The organism is Ruegeria arenilitoris (assembly GCF_013030985.1).
GTDB lineage: Bacteria > Pseudomonadota > Alphaproteobacteria > Rhodobacterales > Rhodobacteraceae > Ruegeria > Ruegeria arenilitoris_B.
In genome coordinates this window covers 36,897-57,052 of record NZ_WPYP01000002.1, presented here as the reverse complement: position 1 = coordinate 57,052, position 20,156 = coordinate 36,897, and the positions used below count along the sequence as shown (strand labels likewise).

At 60.0% G+C, this 20,156-nt stretch carries 20 protein-coding genes, 1 tRNA gene and 1 pseudogene; 10 read left to right on the top strand and 12 right to left on the bottom strand.

What is annotated here, in order from left to right:
• Genes GOX88_RS06095 through GOX88_RS06085 form a run of 3 tightly spaced genes read left to right on the top strand, consistent with a single transcriptional unit; the run spans window position 1 to window position 1,425 of the window.
• A complete protein-coding gene (locus GOX88_RS06095) occupies window positions 1–612 on the top strand; it encodes an RNA polymerase sigma factor (RefSeq protein ID WP_170400311.1) in 612 nt (203 codons plus the stop codon).
• Window positions 605–955, top strand: a complete 351-nt coding sequence (locus GOX88_RS06090; protein ID WP_254436161.1) for a hypothetical protein — start codon at window positions 605–607, stop codon at window positions 953–955. Before GOX88_RS06095 ends, GOX88_RS06090 begins: the two co-directional genes overlap by 8 nt.
• On the top strand, window positions 952–1,425 hold the full coding sequence (locus GOX88_RS06085; RefSeq protein WP_170400310.1) for a periplasmic heavy metal sensor: 474 nt from the start codon (window positions 952–954) through the stop codon (window positions 1,423–1,425). Before GOX88_RS06090 ends, GOX88_RS06085 begins: the two co-directional genes overlap by 4 nt.
• A gap of 5 nt (window positions 1,426–1,430) precedes the next feature.
• Here the strand turns inward: GOX88_RS06085 and GOX88_RS06080 are convergent, their stop codons facing one another.
• Complete coding sequence (locus GOX88_RS06080) at window positions 1,431–2,831, bottom strand: diguanylate cyclase (protein ID WP_170400618.1); 1,401 nt, start codon at window positions 2,829–2,831, stop codon at window positions 1,431–1,433.
• 87 nt (window positions 2,832–2,918) lie between these two features.
• On the opposite strand from GOX88_RS06080, the gene GOX88_RS06075 reads away from it, so the two are divergent.
• The 5 genes from GOX88_RS06075 (at window position 2,919) to GOX88_RS06055 (ending at window position 7,295) form a co-directional block, all read left to right on the top strand.
• A complete protein-coding gene (locus GOX88_RS06075; protein ID WP_170400309.1) occupies window positions 2,919–3,203 on the top strand; it encodes a DUF3572 domain-containing protein in 285 nt (94 codons plus the stop codon).
• 25 nt (window positions 3,204–3,228) lie between these two features.
• Window positions 3,229–3,921 carry an HAD family hydrolase gene (locus GOX88_RS06070; RefSeq protein ID WP_170400308.1) on the top strand — a complete coding sequence of 231 codons (693 nt, stop codon included), beginning with the start codon at window positions 3,229–3,231 and terminating at the stop codon, window positions 3,919–3,921.
• Between the two features lie 119 nt (window positions 3,922–4,040).
• Window positions 4,041–5,600: a trimethylamine methyltransferase family protein gene (locus tag GOX88_RS06065; protein WP_170400307.1), complete on the top strand. Its 1,560-nt coding sequence runs from the start codon at window positions 4,041–4,043 to the stop codon at window positions 5,598–5,600.
• 121 nt (window positions 5,601–5,721) lie between these two features.
• Window positions 5,722–6,309 (top strand): heme NO-binding domain-containing protein, encoded by a 588-nt coding sequence (locus tag GOX88_RS06060; RefSeq protein ID WP_170400306.1) that lies wholly within the window; start codon window positions 5,722–5,724, stop codon window positions 6,307–6,309.
• Window positions 6,306–7,295, top strand: coding sequence for a GGDEF domain-containing protein (locus tag GOX88_RS06055; protein ID WP_170400305.1), 990 nt, complete (start codon window positions 6,306–6,308; stop codon window positions 7,293–7,295). The genes GOX88_RS06060 and GOX88_RS06055 overlap by 4 nt, the downstream gene beginning before the upstream one ends.
• A 66-nt stretch (window positions 7,296–7,361) precedes the next feature.
• Here the strand turns inward: GOX88_RS06055 and GOX88_RS06050 are convergent, their stop codons facing one another.
• The 8 genes from GOX88_RS06050 to GOX88_RS06015 form a co-directional block, all read right to left on the bottom strand.
• Window positions 7,362–8,060 carry a CbiX/SirB N-terminal domain-containing protein gene (locus tag GOX88_RS06050; RefSeq protein ID WP_170400304.1) on the bottom strand — a complete coding sequence of 233 codons (699 nt, stop codon included), beginning with the start codon at window positions 8,058–8,060 and terminating at the stop codon, window positions 7,362–7,364.
• A gap of 71 nt (window positions 8,061–8,131) precedes the next feature.
• The gene (locus tag GOX88_RS06045; RefSeq protein ID WP_170400303.1) at window positions 8,132–9,064 is read right to left on the bottom strand and encodes an AEC family transporter; all 933 of its coding nucleotides are present in this window, start codon (window positions 9,062–9,064) and stop codon (window positions 8,132–8,134) included.
• Window positions 9,065–9,106: 42 nt separating this feature from the next.
• Window positions 9,107–9,904, bottom strand: a complete 798-nt coding sequence (locus GOX88_RS06040) for an MBL fold metallo-hydrolase (protein ID WP_170400302.1) — start codon at window positions 9,902–9,904, stop codon at window positions 9,107–9,109.
• On the bottom strand, window positions 9,901–10,707 hold the full coding sequence (locus tag GOX88_RS06035) for a TatD family hydrolase (protein ID WP_170400301.1): 807 nt from the start codon (window positions 10,705–10,707) through the stop codon (window positions 9,901–9,903). Before GOX88_RS06035 ends, GOX88_RS06040 begins: the two co-directional genes overlap by 4 nt.
• Window positions 10,704–11,825, bottom strand: a complete 1,122-nt coding sequence (locus GOX88_RS06030; RefSeq protein ID WP_170400300.1) for a DNA polymerase III subunit delta' — start codon at window positions 11,823–11,825, stop codon at window positions 10,704–10,706. The genes GOX88_RS06035 and GOX88_RS06030 overlap by 4 nt, the downstream gene beginning before the upstream one ends.
• A gap of 10 nt (window positions 11,826–11,835) precedes the next feature.
• A complete protein-coding gene (gene tmk / locus GOX88_RS06025) occupies window positions 11,836–12,459 on the bottom strand; it encodes a dTMP kinase (protein WP_170400299.1) in 624 nt (207 codons plus the stop codon).
• The gene (locus GOX88_RS06020) at window positions 12,456–13,622 is read right to left on the bottom strand and encodes a D-alanyl-D-alanine carboxypeptidase family protein (RefSeq protein ID WP_170400298.1); all 1,167 of its coding nucleotides are present in this window, start codon (window positions 13,620–13,622) and stop codon (window positions 12,456–12,458) included. The genes tmk and GOX88_RS06020 overlap by 4 nt, the downstream gene beginning before the upstream one ends.
• A 17-nt stretch (window positions 13,623–13,639) precedes the next feature.
• Window positions 13,640–14,824, bottom strand: coding sequence for an SPOR domain-containing protein (locus GOX88_RS06015; RefSeq protein ID WP_170400297.1), 1,185 nt, complete (start codon window positions 14,822–14,824; stop codon window positions 13,640–13,642).
• A gap of 201 nt (window positions 14,825–15,025) precedes the next feature.
• Here GOX88_RS06015 and GOX88_RS06010 point away from each other — a divergent pair.
• A tRNA-Ser gene (locus GOX88_RS06010) sits at window positions 15,026–15,115 on the top strand.
• A 351-nt stretch (window positions 15,116–15,466) separates the two neighbouring features.
• Window positions 15,467–16,172: pseudogene (locus GOX88_RS06005) on the top strand (IS6 family transposase).
• 57 nt (window positions 16,173–16,229) lie between these two features.
• Here the strand turns inward: GOX88_RS06005 and guaD are convergent.
• From guaD to xdhC, 3 genes are all read right to left on the bottom strand, one after another.
• On the bottom strand, window positions 16,230–17,567 hold the full coding sequence (gene guaD, locus GOX88_RS06000; protein WP_170400296.1) for a guanine deaminase: 1,338 nt from the start codon (window positions 17,565–17,567) through the stop codon (window positions 16,230–16,232).
• Between the two features lie 64 nt (window positions 17,568–17,631).
• Window positions 17,632–19,233 (bottom strand): xanthine/uracil/vitamin C permease, encoded by a 1,602-nt coding sequence (locus GOX88_RS05995; RefSeq protein WP_170400295.1) that lies wholly within the window; start codon window positions 19,231–19,233, stop codon window positions 17,632–17,634.
• A 42-nt stretch (window positions 19,234–19,275) separates the two neighbouring features.
• Complete coding sequence (gene xdhC, locus GOX88_RS05990) at window positions 19,276–20,154, bottom strand: xanthine dehydrogenase accessory protein XdhC (protein ID WP_170400294.1); 879 nt, start codon at window positions 20,152–20,154, stop codon at window positions 19,276–19,278.
• Between the last annotated feature and the right edge of the window lie 2 nt (window positions 20,155–20,156).

The following is a 20,156-nucleotide window of genomic DNA, read 5'->3' as shown; positions in this document are numbered from 1 at the left end:
ATGGAGGATCTGACCTCCCCCCTGCACGAAATCCGTGGCGCGTCTTGCGCCGCGGATATGTCGGACGACGTGTTGTTGCGGCAGTTCGCCAACGGCGATGCTGCCGCTGCACGCGAATTGACTGATCGGCTGGCGCCGCGGTGTTTGTCGGTGGCTATGCGGATGCTGGGCAACCGGGCCGAGGCCGAAGACGTGACGCAGGACGCGATGATGCGGTTGTGGCAGATGGCACCGAACTGGGTGTCCGGTCAGGCCAAGGTGTCAACCTGGCTCTACCGCGTGACGCTGAACCTGTGTGTGGACGTACAGCGAAAGAAACGGCCGGACCGGCTGGACGATGTGCCCGAGCCCGAGGATGGCGATCTCAGCGCGGCGGAGCGTTTGCAGGACGCGGCGCGCAAGGACGCGCTGCAGGCGGCGTTATCGCAGCTGCCGGATCGTCAACGGCAGGCGGTGATCTTGCGGCATATCGAGGAATTGCCCAACCCGGAAATCGCCGGGATCATGGGCGTTTCGACGGAAGCAGTGGAGAGCCTGACCGCGCGCGGAAAACGCGCTTTGGCGGCGATATTGGCCGGACGACAGGATGAACTGGGGTACGAAGATGGCTGAGAACGACATGGAACTTGACCAGTTGTTTGCCCAAGCACGGCAAACCCGACCCGAACTGCCCGATGATCTGTCGGTGCGCATTCTGACGGATGCCGAAGCGGTGCGTCTGGATCGGCTGAAACCTGCAGCACCGCCGCGCTCTGTCTGGGCGCGGATACTGGACGGGATCGGAGGCTGGCAGAGCATGAGCGGCTTGGTTGCGGCTAGCGCGGCAGGGGTCTGGATCGGAGTGTCGGCGCCAGACTTTCTGCCTGACCCGGCGACGATTATCTACCCGCAAGAGACCAGCTTTGTGGTCGCCGACCTTGGCCTGGACACAACATTTCTGGAGGACGCCGAATGAGCGATAATGCCAAGCCCAAAAGACGGTGGGTAACGGTTCTTTTGACCGTATCACTGGCGTTGAACCTTTTGGTTGTCGGGGTTGCTCTGGGCACGGTTTACCGGATCAAGGGCGGGGATCGCGGTAAGCCGCCTCCCGGGTTTGGACCGGCGATTTATCGGGCGCTGCCCAAAGAGGATCGGAAAGCCCTGCGCGGGGAATTGTCCGAGCGGCATGTGAAGGGGGCAAAACTTCGGTCACAAGATTTTGCCGCGCTGGAAGCCGCCTTGCGGGCAGAGCCATTCGATCCAATGGTTGTTCAGGCCCTGCTGCAACAACAGGCGCAGGCCATGGCAGACTTGCAAGGCGCCTTGCAGAAGGAATGGCTGGACCGGGTCACCGCGATGACGGATGCCGAACGTCAGGTCTATGCAGACCGCCTGCAAGAGGTGGTGCAGCACAAACGTCACGGTCGTAAGCGCAAGGATTGACGGTCTCAGGCCGCGCTTTGCCGGACCCGAACCTGATTGCGCCCGGCGGTTTTGGCGGCATAGAGCGCGGTGTCGGCCGATTTGATCAACCCCTCGAGCCTTGCGGGCTGATATGATGGTGATGCCACATTGGGCTGGGTTGCGATCAACCCGATACTGATTGTGACCGGGACCGGGGCAGGTGTGTCCGGCAGGTCGAAAGGCCTCTCGCGGATGCAATCACACAGGCTGCGGGCCAGTTTGAGGGCCTGGGCCTGCGTGGTCTCTGACAGGCCGATCATGAATTCTTCCCCTCCGATCCGGGCAATGAACCCGGCCGAACCGACGGTCTGCTTCAACCGTTTGGCCGCCGCGGTTAGAACCAAATCCCCGCCGGTATGGCCGAACTTGTCATTGATGGCCTTGAAGTGGTCCAGATCGGCCAGCATCACCGCAAAACCTTTTCCGGTGCGGGTGGCCTGATGGGCGATCTGATCCATCGCACGCATCGCATAACGGCGGTTGTGCAACCCGGTCAGAGGGTCCACCCAGGATTCGACCAGCCCGCGTCGCAGCGACGCGCGCATCTGATCCAGCCGAGCTTTGCGCTTGATCTGGCTGTCCAGACGCAACAGTGCCTCTTCCGCACAGAATCCGTCCATGCAGATCGCGTCAGTACCCCGGTCCAGCGCCTCCGACGCCAATCCTGCATTATCATCCGCAAGAATGCCGATCAGAACCGTATGCCGGGTGGTGCTGCGAGATTTCAGATCGGCCAGCAGGTTCAGGCCAGATGGGTCTGCGTTGATTTCAAAGATGATGGCGTCCGGTACAGGCCCGGACAAAACGCCCTGAAGATTTGTCGTAGTATGCGCCGACAGGTTGTGCTGCGTGCGTTTCGACAGGGCGTTCTGCCACAACGCTCCGGTCCGTGCGGTTTGCGTCAGAATGGCCACGCGGGCCGCTTTGGGGGGCATGATGGGCGCGGCACCGGGTTCCGCAAATCCGATGGGATGCGAACCGGACTCCACATGTAGATCCTGCGTCTCGGCCCGTGCGCGCAAAAGGCTGCGCACCCTTGCCAGCAGGAACGTGTCTTTGAACGGGTGCACCAGAACATCGTCCAGCCCGTCCGCCAAGGCTTTCAACCGGGCGGCCTTGTCGTTTTGCGGCGCGATCGCAACTACCGGCACCCCGATCAAATCCGGATCAGCCAAGACCAGCCTTTTGACATCCGCCGCCGCCCCATCCGGCAAGGTCTGAGATGTCAGCACCAGATCGGGCTTGGCGCGCCGCAACAATCCGGCAAGTCCTTGAAGCCGTTCGCCTTGAACGACGTGATACCATGCCGCAGTCAGCTGAACCTTCAGCATGATGCGATTGGTTGAGGTCCCGTCGAGGACAAGGATGGTTCCCTGCACGGACATATCAGTCACCATTGATTGCATGCGTTGCCAAAGTGTTTATGAGTCTGGTTAACAAACCCTTTCCGTGACCTGATCCGGGGCAATTTTATGTCAATCTCTGCCCAATCTGCAGAAACGCTGGCGCTCAATGTTCTGGGCTGGCTGGTCGGTAACGACGAATTGCTGCCGATTTTTCTGGGATCTACGGGCGCCTCGGCGCAGGACCTGCGCGACCGGGCGGGTGAACCGGAGTTTCTGGGATCGGTGCTGGAATTTCTAATGCTTGACGATTCGTGGGTGATCGCTTTCTGTGACGCTAACTCCGTGCCCTATGATCAGCCCGGTCAGGCCCGTGCGGTGTTGTCCGGTGGCGCCGACGTTCACTGGACCTGATCCAACAACCTTGCAGGAGCATTCAATGCCCATCGACGCAATCCTGTTCGACAAGGACGGAACCTTGTTTGATTTTGCCAATACCTGGGGCGCGTTTGGGCGCAACATGGTGTTGCGTCTGGCCGATGGTGACCACGTGCGCGCCGCCGAACTGGGGCGGGTTATCGGGTTCGATCTGGAACAGGTCACCTATTCTGAAGACAGCATCGTCATCGCTGGTACGGTCGAAGAAATCGCCGAGGACCTCGCTCCGCATTTGCCGGATATGACGCAGGACGAGCTGATCGATGTGCTGAACGCCGAATCGGCCTCGGCCCCGCAGGCGCAGGCGGTTCCGTTAGAGCCTTTTCTCGAAGGGTTGCGGCAGGCCGGGTTCAAGCTTGGCGTGGCAACAAATGACGGAGAGATGCCCGCGCTGCAGCATCTGGCCTCGGTCGGGATTCGCGATCATTTCGACTTTGTCGCTGGCTATGACAGTGGCCACGGGTTCAAGCCCGGTCCCGGGCAATTGCTGGCCTTTGCAACTCATGTGGGCGTGGACCCGGACCGGGTCGCGATGGTCGGAGACAGCTTGCATGACCTGCAGGCCGGACGTGCCGCCGGGATGACCACCATCGGTGTCCTCACGGGAATGGCTCCGGCGGAAGCGCTGGCACCGATGGCGGATGTCGTGCTGCCGGATATCGGGCATATTCCCGACTGGCTGTCCAAAAACTGATCGCCGGCGGTCAATTTCGGCGCATCGGAATAAGAAACCGACATAGACTGTCGCAGACAGAGCGGCCAGACACCCGCCTTCGGGGCTTGCATGGGATAAAGCAAGTTCCGGAGGATCAAATGGCTGACACGAAAACGCGCAGACGTCGCAGTGGGGGACGTGCCGGCGCTGCTGAACGCAGGGGCAGTGCGGTGATCGATCAGATGCCGTGGAGCCCTCCGATCAATATCGACAATCCGACCGAACCACTGGATCAGGCGGGGATCGAGGCGATCCATGACGGCGCCATGCGTATCCTCGAAGAGATCGGGATCGAGTTTTACAACGAAGAGGCCATCGGCATCTTGCGCCAAGCCGGATGTACAATCGACGGCAGTAATATCCGCATGGGTCGGGACTTCGTCATGGAGATGGTGGCCAAAGCGCCATCGCGTTTTACCATCACGCCACGTAACCCCGACCGGACGATTGAAATCGGTGGCCGGACCATGTTGTTCGGCAACGTGTCGTCTCCGCCAAACTACTGGGACATGGAGATCGGCACCAAGGTACCCGGCAGTCGTGAGATGTGTCGGAATCTGTTGAAACTGACGCAGTATTTCAACTGTATCCACTTTGCCGGGGGCTACCCGGTCGAGCCGGTCGATATCCACGCCAGCGTCCGGCATCTGGATGTCCTGTACGATAAACTCACTTTGACCGACAAGGCGATGCACGCCTATTCGCTGGGCAAGGAACGCGTCGAAGACGTGATGGAGATGGTCAGAATCGCGGGCGGCCTGAGCCATGAAGAGTTCGAATCCACGCCGCGGATGTACACCAACATCAACTCGACCTCGCCGCTGAAACACGATCACCCGATGATCGACGGCTGTTTGCGCCTGGCACGTCGGGGGCAGGCGATCGTGGTAACTCCGTTCACCTTGGCCGGGGCGATGGCCCCGGTGACGATGGCCGGGGCTGTGGCGCAATCTCTGGCCGAGGCGCTGTGTGCAATTGCTCTGTTCCAATATGTCCGTCCGGGAATTCCCTGCGTGATCGGGACGTTCACGTCGAATGTGGACATGAAGTCGGGGGCACCGGCCTTTGGAACGCCGGAATATATGCGGTCGACTCAGATGACCGGGCAAATGGCGCGGTATTACGGCTTGCCAATGCGGTCATCGGGGGTGTGTGCGGCCAACGTGCCTGATGGGCAGTCAGTGTGGGAGACGTCGAACTCTTTGTGGGCGGCCGTCCAGTCGGGCACCAACATGGTCTATCACGCGGCGGGATGGCTTGAGGGCGGGCTGATCGCCAGCCCTGAAAAATTCATCATGGATTGCGAAATCCTGCAGCAAATTCAACGCTATATGCAGCCAGAGGTAACGGCGACCGGGCCAGATGAGATCGCTCTGGATGCGATCCGCGCGGTTGGCAATGATGGTCATTTCTTTGGCGTTCAGCACACGCAGGATCGATACTCCACGGCGTTTTACCAGCCTTTCCTCAGCGACTGGAGAAACTACGAAGGCTGGAACGTTGCGGGCGGTATCTGGACGGCCGAACGGGCGCATCACATGTTCAAGGAAATCATCACCAGCTTTGAACCACCGGCGATGGATGAAGGTATCCGCGAGGAACTGGCCGAATTTGTCACCCGCCGGAAGGCCGAAGGCGGGGCACCGACGGATTTCTAGTTTTCTGTCAGTGGCTTCCAGTGTGAAACTTGATCAGAATGTGGGTATCTCACCGGCTGTATTGGGGGTTTGTTAAGGATTGTCAGGCCAGATTGGTGCAGAAACCAATCTGGGGCATCTCATGCATGGTCTGATCAATCGGGCGGTACAGTCTTTTGTATGCGCGACTTACGGACAATCGTGCTGGCTGCGCGTAACCGAGGCCGCCGAACTTGGATTTGTCGAGTTTGAGGCCATGCTGGTCTATGACGATGACATGACCATTCGGGTTCTGAACGCGCTGTGTGTTGACCTGAACCGCCCGCGCGCCGAAATCCTTGAGGATCTGGGGACCTATCTGGTTTCTCATCCCAACATGGAGGATTTGCGGCGGCTGTTGCGCTTTGGCGGTGTCACCTATGTCGAGTTTCTGCATTCGCTTGACGATCTGTCCGACCGGGTGCGGCTGGCCGTTTCGGACCTCAGCCTGCCAGCACTGGAGCTGAGAGAGATGGCGCCAACGGAATACCAGTTGTTCTGCCACCCAGGTCTGCCCGGCTATTCCAGTGTGATGGTCGGGGTTTTGCGCGCCATGGCCGATGACTACGGAGCTTTGGCGATACTGTCCCATGACGGGCAGGAAGGTGAGGCTGAGGTCATCTCGATTGTTCTTGTTGAAAGCGCATTTTCCGAAGGGCGTCATTTCGATCTGGGGGCGCGAAAAACATGATGGAAACCGGTGATCTGGCGGCGCTTTTGGAAACGCTGTGTCCGATGTTTGTGCTGGTGGACGATAACGGGCGCATATTGCGCGTTGGACCGACATTGCAAAAACTGCGCCCTGATCAGCCGATGGCCGGAAAAGACTTTCTGGAGGTCTTCGAACTGGTTCGACCGCGCGCCGTGACGACGCTGTCGGCGCTGATGTCGCTCGCCGGGGCCAAGCTTCACCTCAAGCTTCATGACACGCCACGCACGGCGCTGAAAGGGCTGATCGCCCCTCTGCCGCAGGGGAAGGGGGCGGTCATCAACCTGTCCTTTGGTATCTCGATTCTGGATGCGGTGCGCGACTATGCCCTGACCAGTGCGGATTTCTCGGGCACCGATCTGGCCATCGAATTGCTGTACCTGGTCGAGGCCAAATCCGCCGCGATGGAGGCCTCGCGGTCGCTGAACCTGCGGCTGCAAGGGGCGATGTTGGCAGCCGAAGAGCAAGCCTTTACCGACATGCTGACTGGGCTTAAAAACCGGCGCGCGATGGATGTGTTGTTGGGGCATCTGATCTCTGGGAATTCCCCGTTTGCCCTGATGCATCTGGATCTGGATTTCTTCAAATCGGTCAACGATCAGTACGGGCACGCCGCGGGGGACTATGTGCTGCAACAGGCTGCCCGGATCATGGTGGAAGAGACCCGCAACGATGACACGGTTGCGCGCGTTGGTGGGGATGAGTTTGTTATAATTTTCAAAGGTTTGTCGGACGAATCTGTTCTGTCTGCAATTGCGGCCCGCCTCGTAGACCGGTTGCGAAAGCCGATGGAGTTCGAAGACAATATCTGCCGGATCTCTGCCAGTATCGGAACCGCTTTGTCCACTCAGTTCAAGCCCCCCAAAGCCGCTGAGATCCTGAATGCGGCGGACTTGGCGCTGTATGAAGCCAAAAGAAAGGGCAGGTCGCGCCACTGCCTTTACTCGGCGCTTGTGGGGCAGCGATAGAGAGGCGCTTCCGAGATTACTTTAGGGTAGCCCCGGTTGCGTCAAACCCTGCAGCTTCTCGGTCGGTCATGTCTCGTGGAAAAGACGGGACAGGGTGGTTGCTATGTGGTGCTTGATCCGGGGCAGCTCTCCGACCACGGGCATCACTTGGCCCTGGAACGCTGCCGCGTTCAACTCTTGCGGAACGTCCTCAAGCACATGGCCGCCGTGGCATGCGAAATACGGCAGACACAGCGCCTGAGCCGACAGCCCAGCTGCGGCTTCTGCAATGGAGGGCGGCTCTTCTACAAAGCCCAGACGCATCGACTTGAATGTCAGGTGTTGCGCCAAGTCAGTCGCAAAGGCGCGGGCAACCGAAGATGGGTTGCGGCTGCGGCCGGATCCGTGGGCGGCCAACACAAGATCGGTTTCCTCTGGGGTCCATTGGCATTCGTTCAGCGTATCACGCAGAGCGGCCGCGACCAGGCTTGGCAGGTCGGCATCAACCCCCAGCGGATCGAGTATACGCAGGTTTCGCCCGGCAAGACGTTTGGGTAGGGCACCGGTTACGAACCACCCTTTGGCCATGAACAGCGGATAGATCACAGCATCATCCGGCAGCTGTGACACGCGCTGCTCGAATACGCCCGGAGCGGCCAGAGTAGCTGAGCGAACGGTCACGCCGTCACAAAGGGCTTCCACCTCGGCGGCGTAGGCGGCCAACGCCTGTTCTGCCGGGATCGGCTCAGACGGTTGGCCATGGGCAACTATGAGGGCGTGAGGCATCTACTTGATCCTGTGTTCTTTCCCGATAGGTGTTCCCTGACGTGCCAAAGTCAATCCAATCCGTCCCAACATCAGCCCAAAAGTGTCAGCCAGAACCAGACCGTTAGGATGGAAGCTGCCGTCCCGACCAGTACGGACGATGCCGCGACCCTTTTGGCCCGGCCATACATGCTGGCAAAGATATAAGCGTTAAAACCGGGGGCCATTGCTGCGGTCAGAACGCCCGAGCGGAACAGGTCCTGCGGCAAGCCCACCGTCGTACCAAACAGCCACACGAGGCTGGGGTGCAGCATCAGCGAAATGGCGCAGACATAGACAATCGCACGCAGGTCGCCCTCGGGCTTGTATTTGACCAGTACACCGCCCAACGCAAACAGGGCTCCGGGAAGGGCGGCGCGGGTAATGAGGCCAAGCGCTTCGTCCACTACTGATGGCACGCCTATTCCGGACAGGTTGACGACAAAACCCAACGCGATGCCAAGGATCAGGGCGTTGCGGAACATGGCCGTCAGGACCGACCGCACCATAAGTGTGCCACCGTTGCCCCGGTTACGAACCACCTCCATCACGGTGATGCCGACGGCATAGCAAAACGGGGCGTGGAAGGCGATGATCGCGTAGTTGCCGGACAGGTTTCCGGGCCCGTAGGCGCGTTCGGTAATCGGCAGGCCCAGTAGCACCGAGTTCGAGAACAGGCAGCAAAACCCGATGGCGACACAATCCTCCCACTCGCGGCGAAAGATCAGGCGGGCACCGACCAGGCCGGCCGTGAAACACAGTGCCGCCGCCGTATAAAAGCTGGCCAACAGTCGGGGGTCGAAGCTGGCGCTCAGGTCCAGATGCGCGATGGCCAGAAACAGCAGGCAGGGGATGGCGAACCCTTGGGTGAACTTCATCAGGCCGTCTACATGGACCTCTTTAAAGTACCCCAATAGTGTCGCCGTGTATCCCGCTCCGATCACAAGAAAAACCGGCAGAATGACGTCGATCAGATTTTGCAGCATCTTGCCACCCCGGGGGATATCGCAGGCCGCATCCGCAGCGTTCTAAAGAGCCTGACGGATCACCATGCCGTCATAGGCCGGGGTGATGTGACTGGCGGTCTCAGATTCGACCGTGGCATAGTCGAGGTCGATATGCATGTTGGTCAGAACCGCACGTTTGGGTTTCAACTGGTCGATCCATCCCAGCGTCTTTTCCAGATGCGCGTGGGTGGGGTGCGGTGACCGGCGCAGGGCGTCGATGACCAGACAGTCCAACCCCTCCAACAAAGGCCAGGAGTCGTCGTAGAATTCGGCCACGTCCGGCAGATAGACCAGCTTGCCCATCTTGAAGCCCAGCGAGTCGATCGAGCCGTGGTTGACCTTGAACGGATGAAACGGGATCGGACCACCGGGGCCGTCGATCTCGAACGGGCCGTCGATGGTCTTCAGGTCCAGGATCGGCGGGTACGGAGAGCTTTCGGGCTGAATGAAGGCATATCCGAACCGCCCCAACAGGTCGTTTTGGGTGTCCCCATCCGCCCAGACGGGAACGCGCGTTTTCATGTTGAAGACAATCATGCGCAGGTCGTCGATGCCATGAACATGGTCCGCGTGGCTGTGCGTGTAGACTACACCGTCCAGCCGCCCGGTGCCGGTGCTCAGCAACTGGCTGCGCATATCTGGCGTGGTGTCGATCAGGACAGATGTGGTGCCCTCGGGGCCGTCGCGCTCCACCAGCATCGAACAGCGGCGGCGGATGTTTCGGGGGTTGTTCGGATCACACGCGCCCCAATGCCCACCCAGCCGGGGCACACCGCCGGAAGAGCCGCAGCCGAGGATGGTGCAGCGCAGCTCGGTCATGCGGCTGCCTTGTAGGTTGCGGCTTTGGTGAACAGCCGGTCGAAATTGGCCTGCGTCTGGGCGGCGAAATCGGCAAAGCCCATGCCGAATACCTCGGCCCCTTTGCGGGCGGTGTGGGCGGTATAGGCCGGCTCGTTGCGTTTGCCGCGATAGGGGGGCGGGGCCAGATAGGGCGCGTCGGTTTCCACCAATACGCGGTCAACCGGGGCAGCAGCGAAGATATCGCGCAGTTCCTGACTTTTGGGGAAGGCGGCGATGCCGGACATGGACAGGTAAAACCCCAGGTCCAGCGCGGCTTTGGCCAGTTCCGCCGAGGACGAAAAGCAGTGCATCACGCAGGAGTAGGGCGCGTTGCGGTGTTCCTCGGACAGAATACGCGCCATATCATCGTCTGCGGCACGCGCGTGAATGATCAGGGGTAGGCCGGTGCGCTGGGCGGCCTCGATATGGATGCGCAGCGATTGCTTTTGCACCTCGGCGCTGTCGGCGGTGTAGTGGTAATCCAGCCCGGTTTCACCAATGCCCACGAATTTGGGGTGCTGAGACAGCGCGACCAGTTCGTCAACGGTTGCCATCGGTTCATCCGCCGCGCTCATGGGGTGGGTGCCGGCGGCATAGAAGACGGGTGCGTGGGCCTCGGCAATTGCGCGGACGGTGGGTTCGTTGCGCAGGCGCGTGCAGATCGTGACCATGCGGGTCACGCCTGCCTCGGCGGCGTTGGCGATGATCTGGTGCAGTTGCCCCTCGAAGTCGGGGAAGTCCAGATGGCAATGGCTGTCGGTGATCTGGGGGGTGTCGCTCATCTGCTCTGACCGGCGGTTTCCTGTATCTTGAACACCGTATCTAGGACCAGAGCGGCAGGGTCAAGGTTCACCGCCTGACCATGTCGCGCGCGGGCTGTGATTGTCGCCGAGACCTCGGCCCATTGGCGAGCCTGATGCGGAGAGGTGGACAGGCGCGCCAGCGTTTCAGCCTCATTCGGGGCAGCCTCGGGGCTGGGTGGCGCACCGGTTGCACCGGTCAGCGCAAGGCGCGACAGGGCGACGTCGATCAGGGTCAACAGCAGCTCGAACCGGTCCGCCGCACCGCGCTGGGCGGCGGCCTCGGCCAGGGCCAGTGCGCGCTGACGGTCCATCCGGGGCAGGGTACCCAGAATGGCGATCAGCTCGGCGTAAGTCTCCATCCCACCCAGATTGATCAGCCGCACCGCATCACCCACAGACCCTGCGGCCAGTGCGGCCAGGTGATCTGTTTGGACGGGCAGTTCGGAACCGGTTTGGGAGAGCGCAGCCTGCATGTCCTCGGCCCCCAACGGCGACAGCCGCAGGGTGCGACAGCGCGACCGGATCGTCGGCAACAGACGCGACGGCTGGTGCGAGATCAGCAGCAGTGTCGTGCGCGCGGGCGGTTCTTCGAGCATTTTCAGCAACGCATTGGCTGCGCTGACATTCATTTCGTCCGCCGAATCCACGATCACAACCCGGCGACCGCCATCCGCCGAGGATAGGCCGAAGAACTTCCCAAGCTTGCGGATGTCGTCGACCACGATTTCGTTGCGCAGCCGCCCCTGATCGTTCAGCGAACGGGTGATGCCCGCAAGGCCCGGCTCGGCACCAGCCAGAATACGGTGCGCGACGGGATGGTCGGGATCAATCTCCAGCGACTCAGGCGGCGGCGGAGCGCCGAACAGCCCATCGTCCTCAGCCGGTGGCGTTGCCAGCAGAAAACGGGCGATCCGCCAGGCCAGCGTTGCTTTACCCACCCCACGCGGGCCGGTCAGAAGCCAGCCATGATGCAGTCGGTCCGAGGTGTAAGCGCTCAGAAACGCCTGCTCGGCCTCGGCCTGTCCAAACAGGTGCTGGGTTTCGCGCGGGTGTGGCGCTCCGGGGGCCTGATCCGGGGTTGGGGTGTCGTCGCTCATCTATCGCCGTTCACAGTGTTTGCTGAACGATTTCTGTCACATCCTGTGCAACGCTGTCCATGTCCCGGTTGCCGTCGATGACGCGGAAACGGTCCGAGAACTCAGCAGCCAGCGCCAGAAAGCCCGCGCGCATCTTTTCCTGCAAGTCGATGCCGAAATCTTCGAACCGTTCCTCGGTGCCTTGTCGCCCCTTGGCGCGGGTCAGGCCGGTTTGGGGGTCCATGTCGATCAGCAGGGTCAGGTCCGGCTCGCGCCCGATCATGAGTGCGTGCAACTGATCAACCAATCCACGCAGGTTTCCCCGTGACAAACCCTGATACATGCGGGTGCTGTCCGCGAAACGGTCGCAGATCACCACTTTGCCTGCCGCCAGCGCCGGTTCGATGGTGCGTTCCAGATGGTCCCGCCGCGCGGCAGTGAACAGCAGCAGTTCGGTTTCGGCCGACCAGCGGTCGGGGTCGCCCTCCAGAACCAGCCGCCGGATCTCCTCGGCCCCGGGCGAGCCACCGGGCTCGCGCGTCAGCACAACTTCACGGCCCAGATCGCGCAGGTGATCCGCAAGCATTCGCGCCTGCGAGGATTTGCCCGATCCGTCAATGCCTTCGAAGGTCAGAAACAACCCGGATCCCGTCACAATGCGTCCAGTGGATTGCCGATCACATCGGTCAGAACGATCCCGCCCACAGTCATCATGCGGACCACGAACCCTCCGGTCGCGATGCTTTCAGCAGCCACCAGCGGGCGCCGGATTTCCGGCAGACCTTCGGGTTTGATCACCAGCTCTGCCAGTTGTTGACCCTTTTCAACAGGGGCATTTACTGGACCGTCATAGACTACCTCGGCCTCGACATTCTTGTCGCCCAGCACCGGAAACAACAGGGACAGATCCTCTTCGGGAACCAGGTCCACGGTCTTCTTCGCCCCCATCCAGATCTTGGCCTGGGCTATCGGCGTGTCCGCGTTGGCAACTGTCCTCTCGACAAAATTTCGAAACGACCAGTTAACCACGGCCTCAGCCTCCTCTGCCCGCTTGCCGGTGCTGTCGAGGCCAGTGAGAACGAATATCACCCGGCGATCCCCCTGCTTGGCGGAGCCAACAAGGCCATACCCGGCCTCTTGCGTGTGGCCGGTTTTCAGGCCGTCGGCACCGATCCCCAGTTTCAGCAGCGGGTTGCGGTTGCGCTTGTTCGATGGCGCGCGGCCGTCAAATTCAAACACTTCCTCGGCGAACAGGGGATAGTATTCGGGGAAGTCGGAAATCAGCCGATCCGCCAGGATGGCGAGATCATGGACCGACATCATGTGACCCGCCGCAGGCCAGCCGTTGGAATTCGAGAAGTTCGAGTGGTCCATGCCCATCTGCTTGGCGCGCTGGGTCATGTAGCGGGCAAAACCGGCCTCGGTCCCATCGGGGCTGAGCGCCTCGGCGATCACCACGCAGGCGTCATTCCCCGACAGAACGATGATGCCGCGCAATAGGTCCTCGACCCGGACGCGGTCCTGTGTGTTCAGGAACATGGTCGAGCCGCCATAGCTCATCGCGTGTTCGGAAACCGGCAGGGTTTCATCCAGCGTCAGGCGGCCATCGCGCAGCGCCTCGAACGCGACGTAGAGCGTCATCAGTTTGGACATCGACGCCGGCGGAAGCGGCTGATCCGCCTCTTTGGACAGAAGCACGGTCCCGGTTGTCTGGTCCATCACATAGGCCGCGCGGGCCTGTGTGTCGAAAGCATGGGCAGGCAGGGCCAGCAACGCCAGGCCGAGGGTCAAAACAGATGATCGCAGTGAGGACAGCACAGGGGGCCTCCTTTGTTTCAGTTTTTGACGGTGAACGCGTCGGTAAAGCCAAGATCCTTGACGTCGCGCTGTATCGCATTGCGTTCCGCGCGGGTATTTGCCGGGCCAACCAGCACGCGCCAGACAGTTTTGTCGTCGGTCTTGAGTTCGCGAATATCGGCGGACATACCATTCCGTTCGATCTTCGAGACCGCGCTTTTGGCGTTGGCTTCGACATTGAAGGTTCCGACTTGAACATAAGGCTTGGACAGCGAGCGCGCAGCCTTTTGCTGAGAGGTTGCAGCGGCGGTTGCGGCGACCGGGGTCGGCTCTGACGCGTCAATGGCTGCGGCTGCGCCCGCGATGGGGTCCAGCGGCGTTTCGGTGATCGTGTCGGATTTTTTCTTCTGCCACCATTTCCGTTTGGCGGGTTTTTCTTCGGGTGCGGTGATTTCGGGGTCCGAAAGGGTGGGGGTCGGAGTTGCCTCGGCGGCTGTTTCAACCACTTGTTCTGCCGCCTCGGTCGTTGCCTCGGCTGCAGTTTCGGTTGCCGCTGCCGCGGCTGCTCCGGTTGCGCCAGCTGCGGCAACCGTTTCCTTCTTTTGCCACCACTTGCGCTTGGCGGGCTTTTCAGTTTCAGCCGCTGCGGTATCGACTGCATCGTCCTGGGGCTTGGCGTCTTCGGCAGCAGGCGTGTTTTCTGCGGTTTCGATTTCCGGGGTCTCTTCCGGTTCTGGTTCTTTTTCTTCGACCGGTTTGCGCCGCAGGGCGGTGACCTCGACCTTGGTTGGCGCTCCGGCCAGGATGCCCAGCTTCTCAGCCGCTGCTGAGGACAGTTGCAACGCTGGTCCGGGCTGGCTTCTTTCCCGCCGGAACAAAGCGCCGGTGATGGATTTGTTGTTGGTCGTGTTCTTGATCACCACACGTTCGGGTTGGGTGACGTCGGGATGGGCAACCCAGATACCGCCCAAGGATGGGCGGCCATCCCAAAGGCCCGCCTCAACCACGTTGAACACGTCTGGTGCCTCGACGGATGCACCTGAGGCGTTCGAAAAATCCGGGAACAGCTCGACCTTGTCATCGGCCTGGGCGTCATCACTTGGGGCTTCTTTTGAGGCCCCCTCCGGAGACAACCCCTCCTCACAACCAGCCAGAACTGCCAATGCCACGATAAGTGCCGCCAGCGATCGCGGATTTGCGGGTGTCTCACTCGCTCGATTCATTTTGTCATCCCTTGCCTGAAGGACCTCATTTCCTGAGCCCTGCCGCCGATCACCGGTTCTGTCGTGCCGGCCTGCTACGGTCTTTCCTGCGAAGCATAACGTGGGCAATGTGTCATGGAAAGACCACTGCGCGCGCTTCGGCGAGATTTCCCTATTTGCTCTTGCCACCGTTTCAACTTGGCCTTAGACCCGGCCCCACGCGGGGAGGTGGCAGAGTGGTCGAATGCGGCGGTCTTGAAAACCGTTGAACGTGAGAGCGTTCCCAGGGTTCGAATCCCTGTCTCCCCGCCACCCATACCTGTCTCACTTCAATTATGTTTTCTGACCCGGAATTGCGTCGCAATACCCGCGAGTTGGCACGTGGGTTCTCAATCAGAGACAGAGCAGACCGTACACTCAGGGTGAAAATCAGGCCCCAGTCTCAGTGCTGCATTAGGGCGGGGTCGCTTTGGGCGAGATATGCCTGATAACCACCAATTTACAGGGAATTTTCGCTAAGCGGGTCTGACTTCCACCATTTCTCCTGTCAGAACTGTATGTTTTTCAGAGGCTTATGTTGCAAATTCCCTAAAAGGTGGAGCAGGGGGTCTTTTTAGAAGAACTTTGGTTGAGCGGGGCAGGGCGGTTGCGTAGCTTTTGCCCATGACCAGACCTGCCTCCTTTAAATACTTCAAAATCGGTCCCGAGATCATCCGCCTTGCGGTGATGCTGTACATCCGTTTCCCGCTCTCGCTTCGGAATGTCGAAGATCTGCTGCACGAGCGAGGCATCGACGTGAGCCACGAAACTGTCCGATATTGGTGGAACTAGTTTGGCCCGATGTTTGCTGCTGAGATCAGACGGAAGCGTGTTCAGCAGCTGCGCGTTCTCCAAATGAAAATGGCACGTGGACGAGGTTTTAGTGAAGGTGAATGGCAAGCGGCATAATCTTTGGCGGGCTGTTGATCACGAAGGTGAGGTGCTGGAAGCCGTTGTCAGCAAACGCCGAAACAAAGCTTCCGCATTGAAATTCCTAAAGAAATTGATGAAGCGACACGGTAAAGCGGAAACCGTCACCACGGATCGCTTCGCATCGTATCGGGCTGCTCTCAGAAAGCTTGGTGCTACAGAAAAACAGCAGACCGGCAGGTGGCTCAACAACCGCGTTGAGAATTCGCACCTCCCGTTTCGACGACGCGAACGCGCCATGCAGCGTTTCAGGCGCATACGCAGTTTACAGACATTCGCTGCCGTCCACTCCTCCGTCTATAACCATTTCAACCAGGAAAGATCGCTAACTAGCCGGCACACCTTCAAGCTGACACGCACCGCCGCTCTTGCCGAGTGGCGTCAACTTTGCTCCGGATAGGTTCACGGTTTGCGCGGCAAACTGAGACTGGTTCGAATTCGTCTGACAGCACCTAAATTATGTTAGGTCCAATGCAAGATGGGCCAGAGCACTCCGGTCAGAGGTAGACTTGCTTGGAGATCCTGAGACGTAGACTTCCTCGATCGCGCGATCGTCTCCCATCATCTGCAAAACAAATAATTCCTCTGCTAGGCTACCGACGCGATCCATGCGCAGGGCCATGGCTGGTGTGCTGCGCGCGTTCAGGATAACGACGTCCGCCTCGGTTCCGGGATCGAGATTGCCGATTTTGTCTTCCAGACCCAGAACACAGGCATTTCCATGTGTTGCCCAATGGAAGGCTTGCAGTGGATGCAGGGCCAATCCTTGCAATTGCAGGATCTTGTAACCTTCGTTGAGAGTTTGGAGCATCGAGTAACTGGTGCCAGCACCAACATCTGTTGCAATTCCGTTTGCGATACCGCGTGCCCTCAGACCCCCATGGTCAAATAGGCCGCTGCCAAGAAACAGGTTCGAGGTCGGGCAGAAAACGGGATGCGCGCCGGTTTCGGCAAGCGCGTCGATCTCGCGCGACTCCAGGTGGATGGAGTGACCCAGCAATGTCTTTTGTCCCAGCAGGCCGTAAGACTGATAGACATCCAGATAATCGCGCGCTTGTGGGTAGAGTTGCTTGGTAAAGGCGATCTCATCCTTGTTTTCCGACAGGTGCGTCTGGATGTGGCAGTCCGGATGCTCCCGCGCGAGCGCCTGTGCCATTGCCATCTGTTCCGGCGTTGATGTGATCGCGAACCGAGGGGTGATGACATAGCCGTTGCGACCCTTCGCGTGCCAGTCCGCGATCAGGGCGTTGGTGTCATCGTATCCGGATTGCGGTGTGTCCTGCAGGCCCTCTGGCGCATTGCGATCCATCAGGACTTTGCCGCCAAGCATGCGCATGTTTCGTCTGGTTGCTTCGGTAAAGAAAGCGTCCGCCGATGTCCTGTGGACCGAGCAATAGGCCACGGCGGTCGTGGTGCCGTGGGTAACGAGCTGATCGAAGAATGCCCGCGCCATGAGGGCGCTATGTTCGTCCGAAGCGAAGCGGGTCTCTTCCGGGAAGGTGTAGTTGTTCAGCCAGTCCAAAAGCTGCGCGCCCCACGAGGCGATCACTTGCACTTGCGGGAAGTGAATATGCGTGTCGATGAAACCGGCCATCATCAGGTGCGGACGATGGTCTGTCACCGGCACTTCCCCGGCTTTTACGCTGATCTCGGCGAACGGGCCGGCATTCTGGATGATCCCGTCCTGGATCAGCAGGGCGCCGTCCTCAAGATAAGTATACGCGCCGGAATCTTCACCGCTCTCGGGTTCGCGATGAAAGGTCAGTAGACGACCGCGCAGCAATCTCTGTGTCATGAATGGTCTCGTTCATAGGGTAGGGGATGGGTAGGGGGCAGTCATGCGACTGCCCCGCTATGGGTCAGGCCTGTTGTGCAGGCGAGTCGTCGTCGATCAGATCGGGCTCGTCAGGTACGATAACGCGATGTTCGAGGTCCTCTTTGGGTGCGAATATCGGGTAGAGGTACAAGAATGCGCCAATGATCAGGTAGCCGACGGTGATCCCGTCAAACTGCGGCATCTGCAGCGTGTAGGAGTGAATGATCCCGACGGACGACATCAGCCCGCCTGCCGCAGCAAACAACCCTGCCATCCGAAAGCGTCCGTCGATCACATCAGCCACAATGGCACCCCAGATCAGACCGGTAATGATCGCACCCTGGCTCAGGGCAAGATGACCCTCGTAATGGGCGCCTTCCATCAGAAGGGCCGCAGTCAGGCCTTCGTCACCCAGCGCGGGCAAACCTTCGACACCGGTGCTGCGCAGCGCATTCATCAATGATCCCCATTTGACCATCAGGAAGGCCGAGATGTGGGGCAGGATCGCAAAGGACACGGCAGCCATGTGCATCGGCTTCACAGCCCATGCCGTATTGGTGATCAGGCTCACAGAGACAAAGACCAGAACGGGTGCGGCGGCAGCAATCGGGATCAGGCCTGCAAGGAATGACAGGAAGCCGAGGAAAGCTGCCGCAGCGATTACAACAGCCACACCGACGATGTAGCCTGCGTGCGCATCAAGCCGCTTGTAGGCCGGGTGACCGATGTAAACGGTTGTCGGGAAAGGCGAGCCAAACAGCGCACCCAGCATCGTACCCGCACCATCCGTCACCTGGCACAATCCGACCGGGTAGTGGTCCCCAGCTGCTTCGGCCGACTCCACGTTGTTCATGGTTTCGATGAAGTTGTAGATTTGCACGGGGATCAGCACCAGGAACAGCTCGGGGTTTGCGAACAGGTACTGCACGCCAGCGATGAGGTCGCCGATATAGGGAATCGGAGGATAGAAGCCGATGCCGCTTACGTCGATCTTGGACTCACCAAGAATGATAGCAATCACGGTACCGGCAGCAATCGCAACAAGACCGGCTGGTACGTTACCCGGAAGGCGGAACCGACCGATCAGACCCCAAAGGATGAACAGTAGTGACGTGAAGCCGATGATGGGGTTTTCGAAAACTTCGGCCAGCGGCACGGAGCCAATGAAGACCAAGGCGATGCCGCAAAGCGTGCCCAGCATCCCGGCGCGTGGTGTGATCCGTTTAAGATATGGCCCCACGATGGCGCCCAAAGCCGCAACGATGCCGCCCATGAACCCGGCGCCGATGCCCACTTGCCATGCCAGCATTGGGTCATTTGTGGCCCAGTAGATGGGTCCTATCACACCGAACAGGTAGACGAACATAACCGGCGTCGAGATGCCGTACGGCAAGGCGGTTACATCCTTACCCTGCTTGTTCGCGGCATATTTGGCGAGGTATGTGTAAACAGCAACCCCGGCCAAAATCGCGATGGCCGCCCCGGGAACGATGCGGCCAAAGACGATTTCCGCCGGCATCTGGAACACGAACTGGCAAACTCCTGACAGGATCAGCAGGTTCACAAGGTTGTCGGTAAACAGCGCCCAAAAAGCGCTGAAATCGCTGCGGGTAAACAGCTTGTAGTCGTAGGTCCTCCCGTCCATGACGGTCTCCTCCTCTGATGTGCCGGAATGGCCCGACAGATGTCAGGCCGATCTCCCTTTCCGGTCGTGATGGTGGGCCTGCAAGGGCGCCTGGTTTGCCCCGGTCGGGGCGGTCGCGGCAGTTTCAGAGGTCAATTCAGCCATCACCTCGGCCACCACGAAGGCGGCGATGACGCTGGGCCGCTTGTCGCGGCTACCGCTTGCCCCGATGGGGCATTTCAAGTGTTCGATAGACTGTCCGTCACAGTGTTTGTTCGCCCAGTTTCTCAGCTTTACCCGCTTTGTGGCGGAACCGATCATCCCCACATAAGCGGCGTCCTGACGTTCAAGTGCTGCGGACGTGAGCAGGAAATCCAGCCCGTGATCATGGGTCAGAATGATAAAGGCACTGCCCGCGGGCGCCCCCCAGATATCGGCTTCGGGGAGTGCGCTGACCCGGGATTCGACATTGGCTGTGCAAAGCTCAATCTCTTCGGGCCGGGTATCGACGAGGATGCAGCGCACTGGCAGATGCTGAAGTTGATTGGCCAGCGCACGTCCAACGTGGCCCGCACCCATGACATACACATGGGGCAAAGCATCTTCGCGTTGGGTCGCGCGTTCTGTTGCGGCCCATTTGTCCGACACGCGCATGCGAGACAGTTTCATCTCGACCCGTCCGCCGCAGCATTGCCCGATTTCAGGGCCAAGGGGCACATCCAGATCTTGGTGCAGCGCGCCGTCGCGCAGCATGTCCCGTGCGGCGTTGATAGCAATATACTCAAGTTGCCCACCGCCGATGGTTCCCCACAGTGCGCCGGGCGCCACGAACATTTCAGTGCCTTCATCGCGCGGAGAGGACCCGCGCACGCGCGTCAGCGCAACGTGGATCACGCAATGCTTCGCGGATAGAAATTCGCTCAGAGAACCCAGGGCAGCCATGG

What these genes read in the sequence shown, in the direction of transcription:
- GOX88_RS06095 (WP_170400311.1), top strand. Translation starts at nt 1, where the DNA reads ATGGAGGATCTGACCTCCCCCCTGCACGAAATCCGTGGCGCGTCTTGC.
- GOX88_RS06090 (WP_254436161.1), top strand. Translation starts at nt 605, where the DNA reads ATGGCTGAGAACGACATGGAACTTGACCAGTTGTTTGCCCAAGCACGG.
- GOX88_RS06085 (WP_170400310.1), top strand. Translation starts at nt 952, where the DNA reads ATGAGCGATAATGCCAAGCCCAAAAGACGGTGGGTAACGGTTCTTTTG.
- GOX88_RS06080 (WP_170400618.1), bottom strand. Translation starts at nt 2,831, where the DNA reads ATGTCCGTGCAGGGAACCATCCTTGTCCTCGACGGGACCTCAACCAAT.
- GOX88_RS06075 (WP_170400309.1), top strand. Translation starts at nt 2,919, where the DNA reads ATGTCAATCTCTGCCCAATCTGCAGAAACGCTGGCGCTCAATGTTCTG.
- GOX88_RS06070 (WP_170400308.1), top strand. Translation starts at nt 3,229, where the DNA reads ATGCCCATCGACGCAATCCTGTTCGACAAGGACGGAACCTTGTTTGAT.
- GOX88_RS06065 (WP_170400307.1), top strand. Translation starts at nt 4,041, where the DNA reads ATGGCTGACACGAAAACGCGCAGACGTCGCAGTGGGGGACGTGCCGGC.
- GOX88_RS06060 (WP_170400306.1), top strand. Translation starts at nt 5,722, where the DNA reads ATGCATGGTCTGATCAATCGGGCGGTACAGTCTTTTGTATGCGCGACT.
- GOX88_RS06055 (WP_170400305.1), top strand. Translation starts at nt 6,306, where the DNA reads ATGATGGAAACCGGTGATCTGGCGGCGCTTTTGGAAACGCTGTGTCCG.
- GOX88_RS06050 (WP_170400304.1), bottom strand. Translation starts at nt 8,060, where the DNA reads ATGCCTCACGCCCTCATAGTTGCCCATGGCCAACCGTCTGAGCCGATC.
- GOX88_RS06045 (WP_170400303.1), bottom strand. Translation starts at nt 9,064, where the DNA reads ATGCTGCAAAATCTGATCGACGTCATTCTGCCGGTTTTTCTTGTGATC.
- GOX88_RS06040 (WP_170400302.1), bottom strand. Translation starts at nt 9,904, where the DNA reads ATGACCGAGCTGCGCTGCACCATCCTCGGCTGCGGCTCTTCCGGCGGT.
- GOX88_RS06035 (WP_170400301.1), bottom strand. Translation starts at nt 10,707, where the DNA reads ATGAGCGACACCCCCCAGATCACCGACAGCCATTGCCATCTGGACTTC.
- GOX88_RS06030 (WP_170400300.1), bottom strand. Translation starts at nt 11,825, where the DNA reads ATGAGCGACGACACCCCAACCCCGGATCAGGCCCCCGGAGCGCCACAC.
- GOX88_RS06015 (WP_170400297.1), bottom strand. Translation starts at nt 14,824, where the DNA reads ATGAATCGAGCGAGTGAGACACCCGCAAATCCGCGATCGCTGGCGGCA.
- guaD (WP_170400296.1), bottom strand. Translation starts at nt 17,567, where the DNA reads ATGACACAGAGATTGCTGCGCGGTCGTCTACTGACCTTTCATCGCGAA.
- GOX88_RS05995 (WP_170400295.1), bottom strand. Translation starts at nt 19,233, where the DNA reads ATGGACGGGAGGACCTACGACTACAAGCTGTTTACCCGCAGCGATTTC.
- xdhC (WP_170400294.1), bottom strand. Translation starts at nt 20,154, where the DNA reads ATGGCTGCCCTGGGTTCTCTGAGCGAATTTCTATCCGCGAAGCATTGC.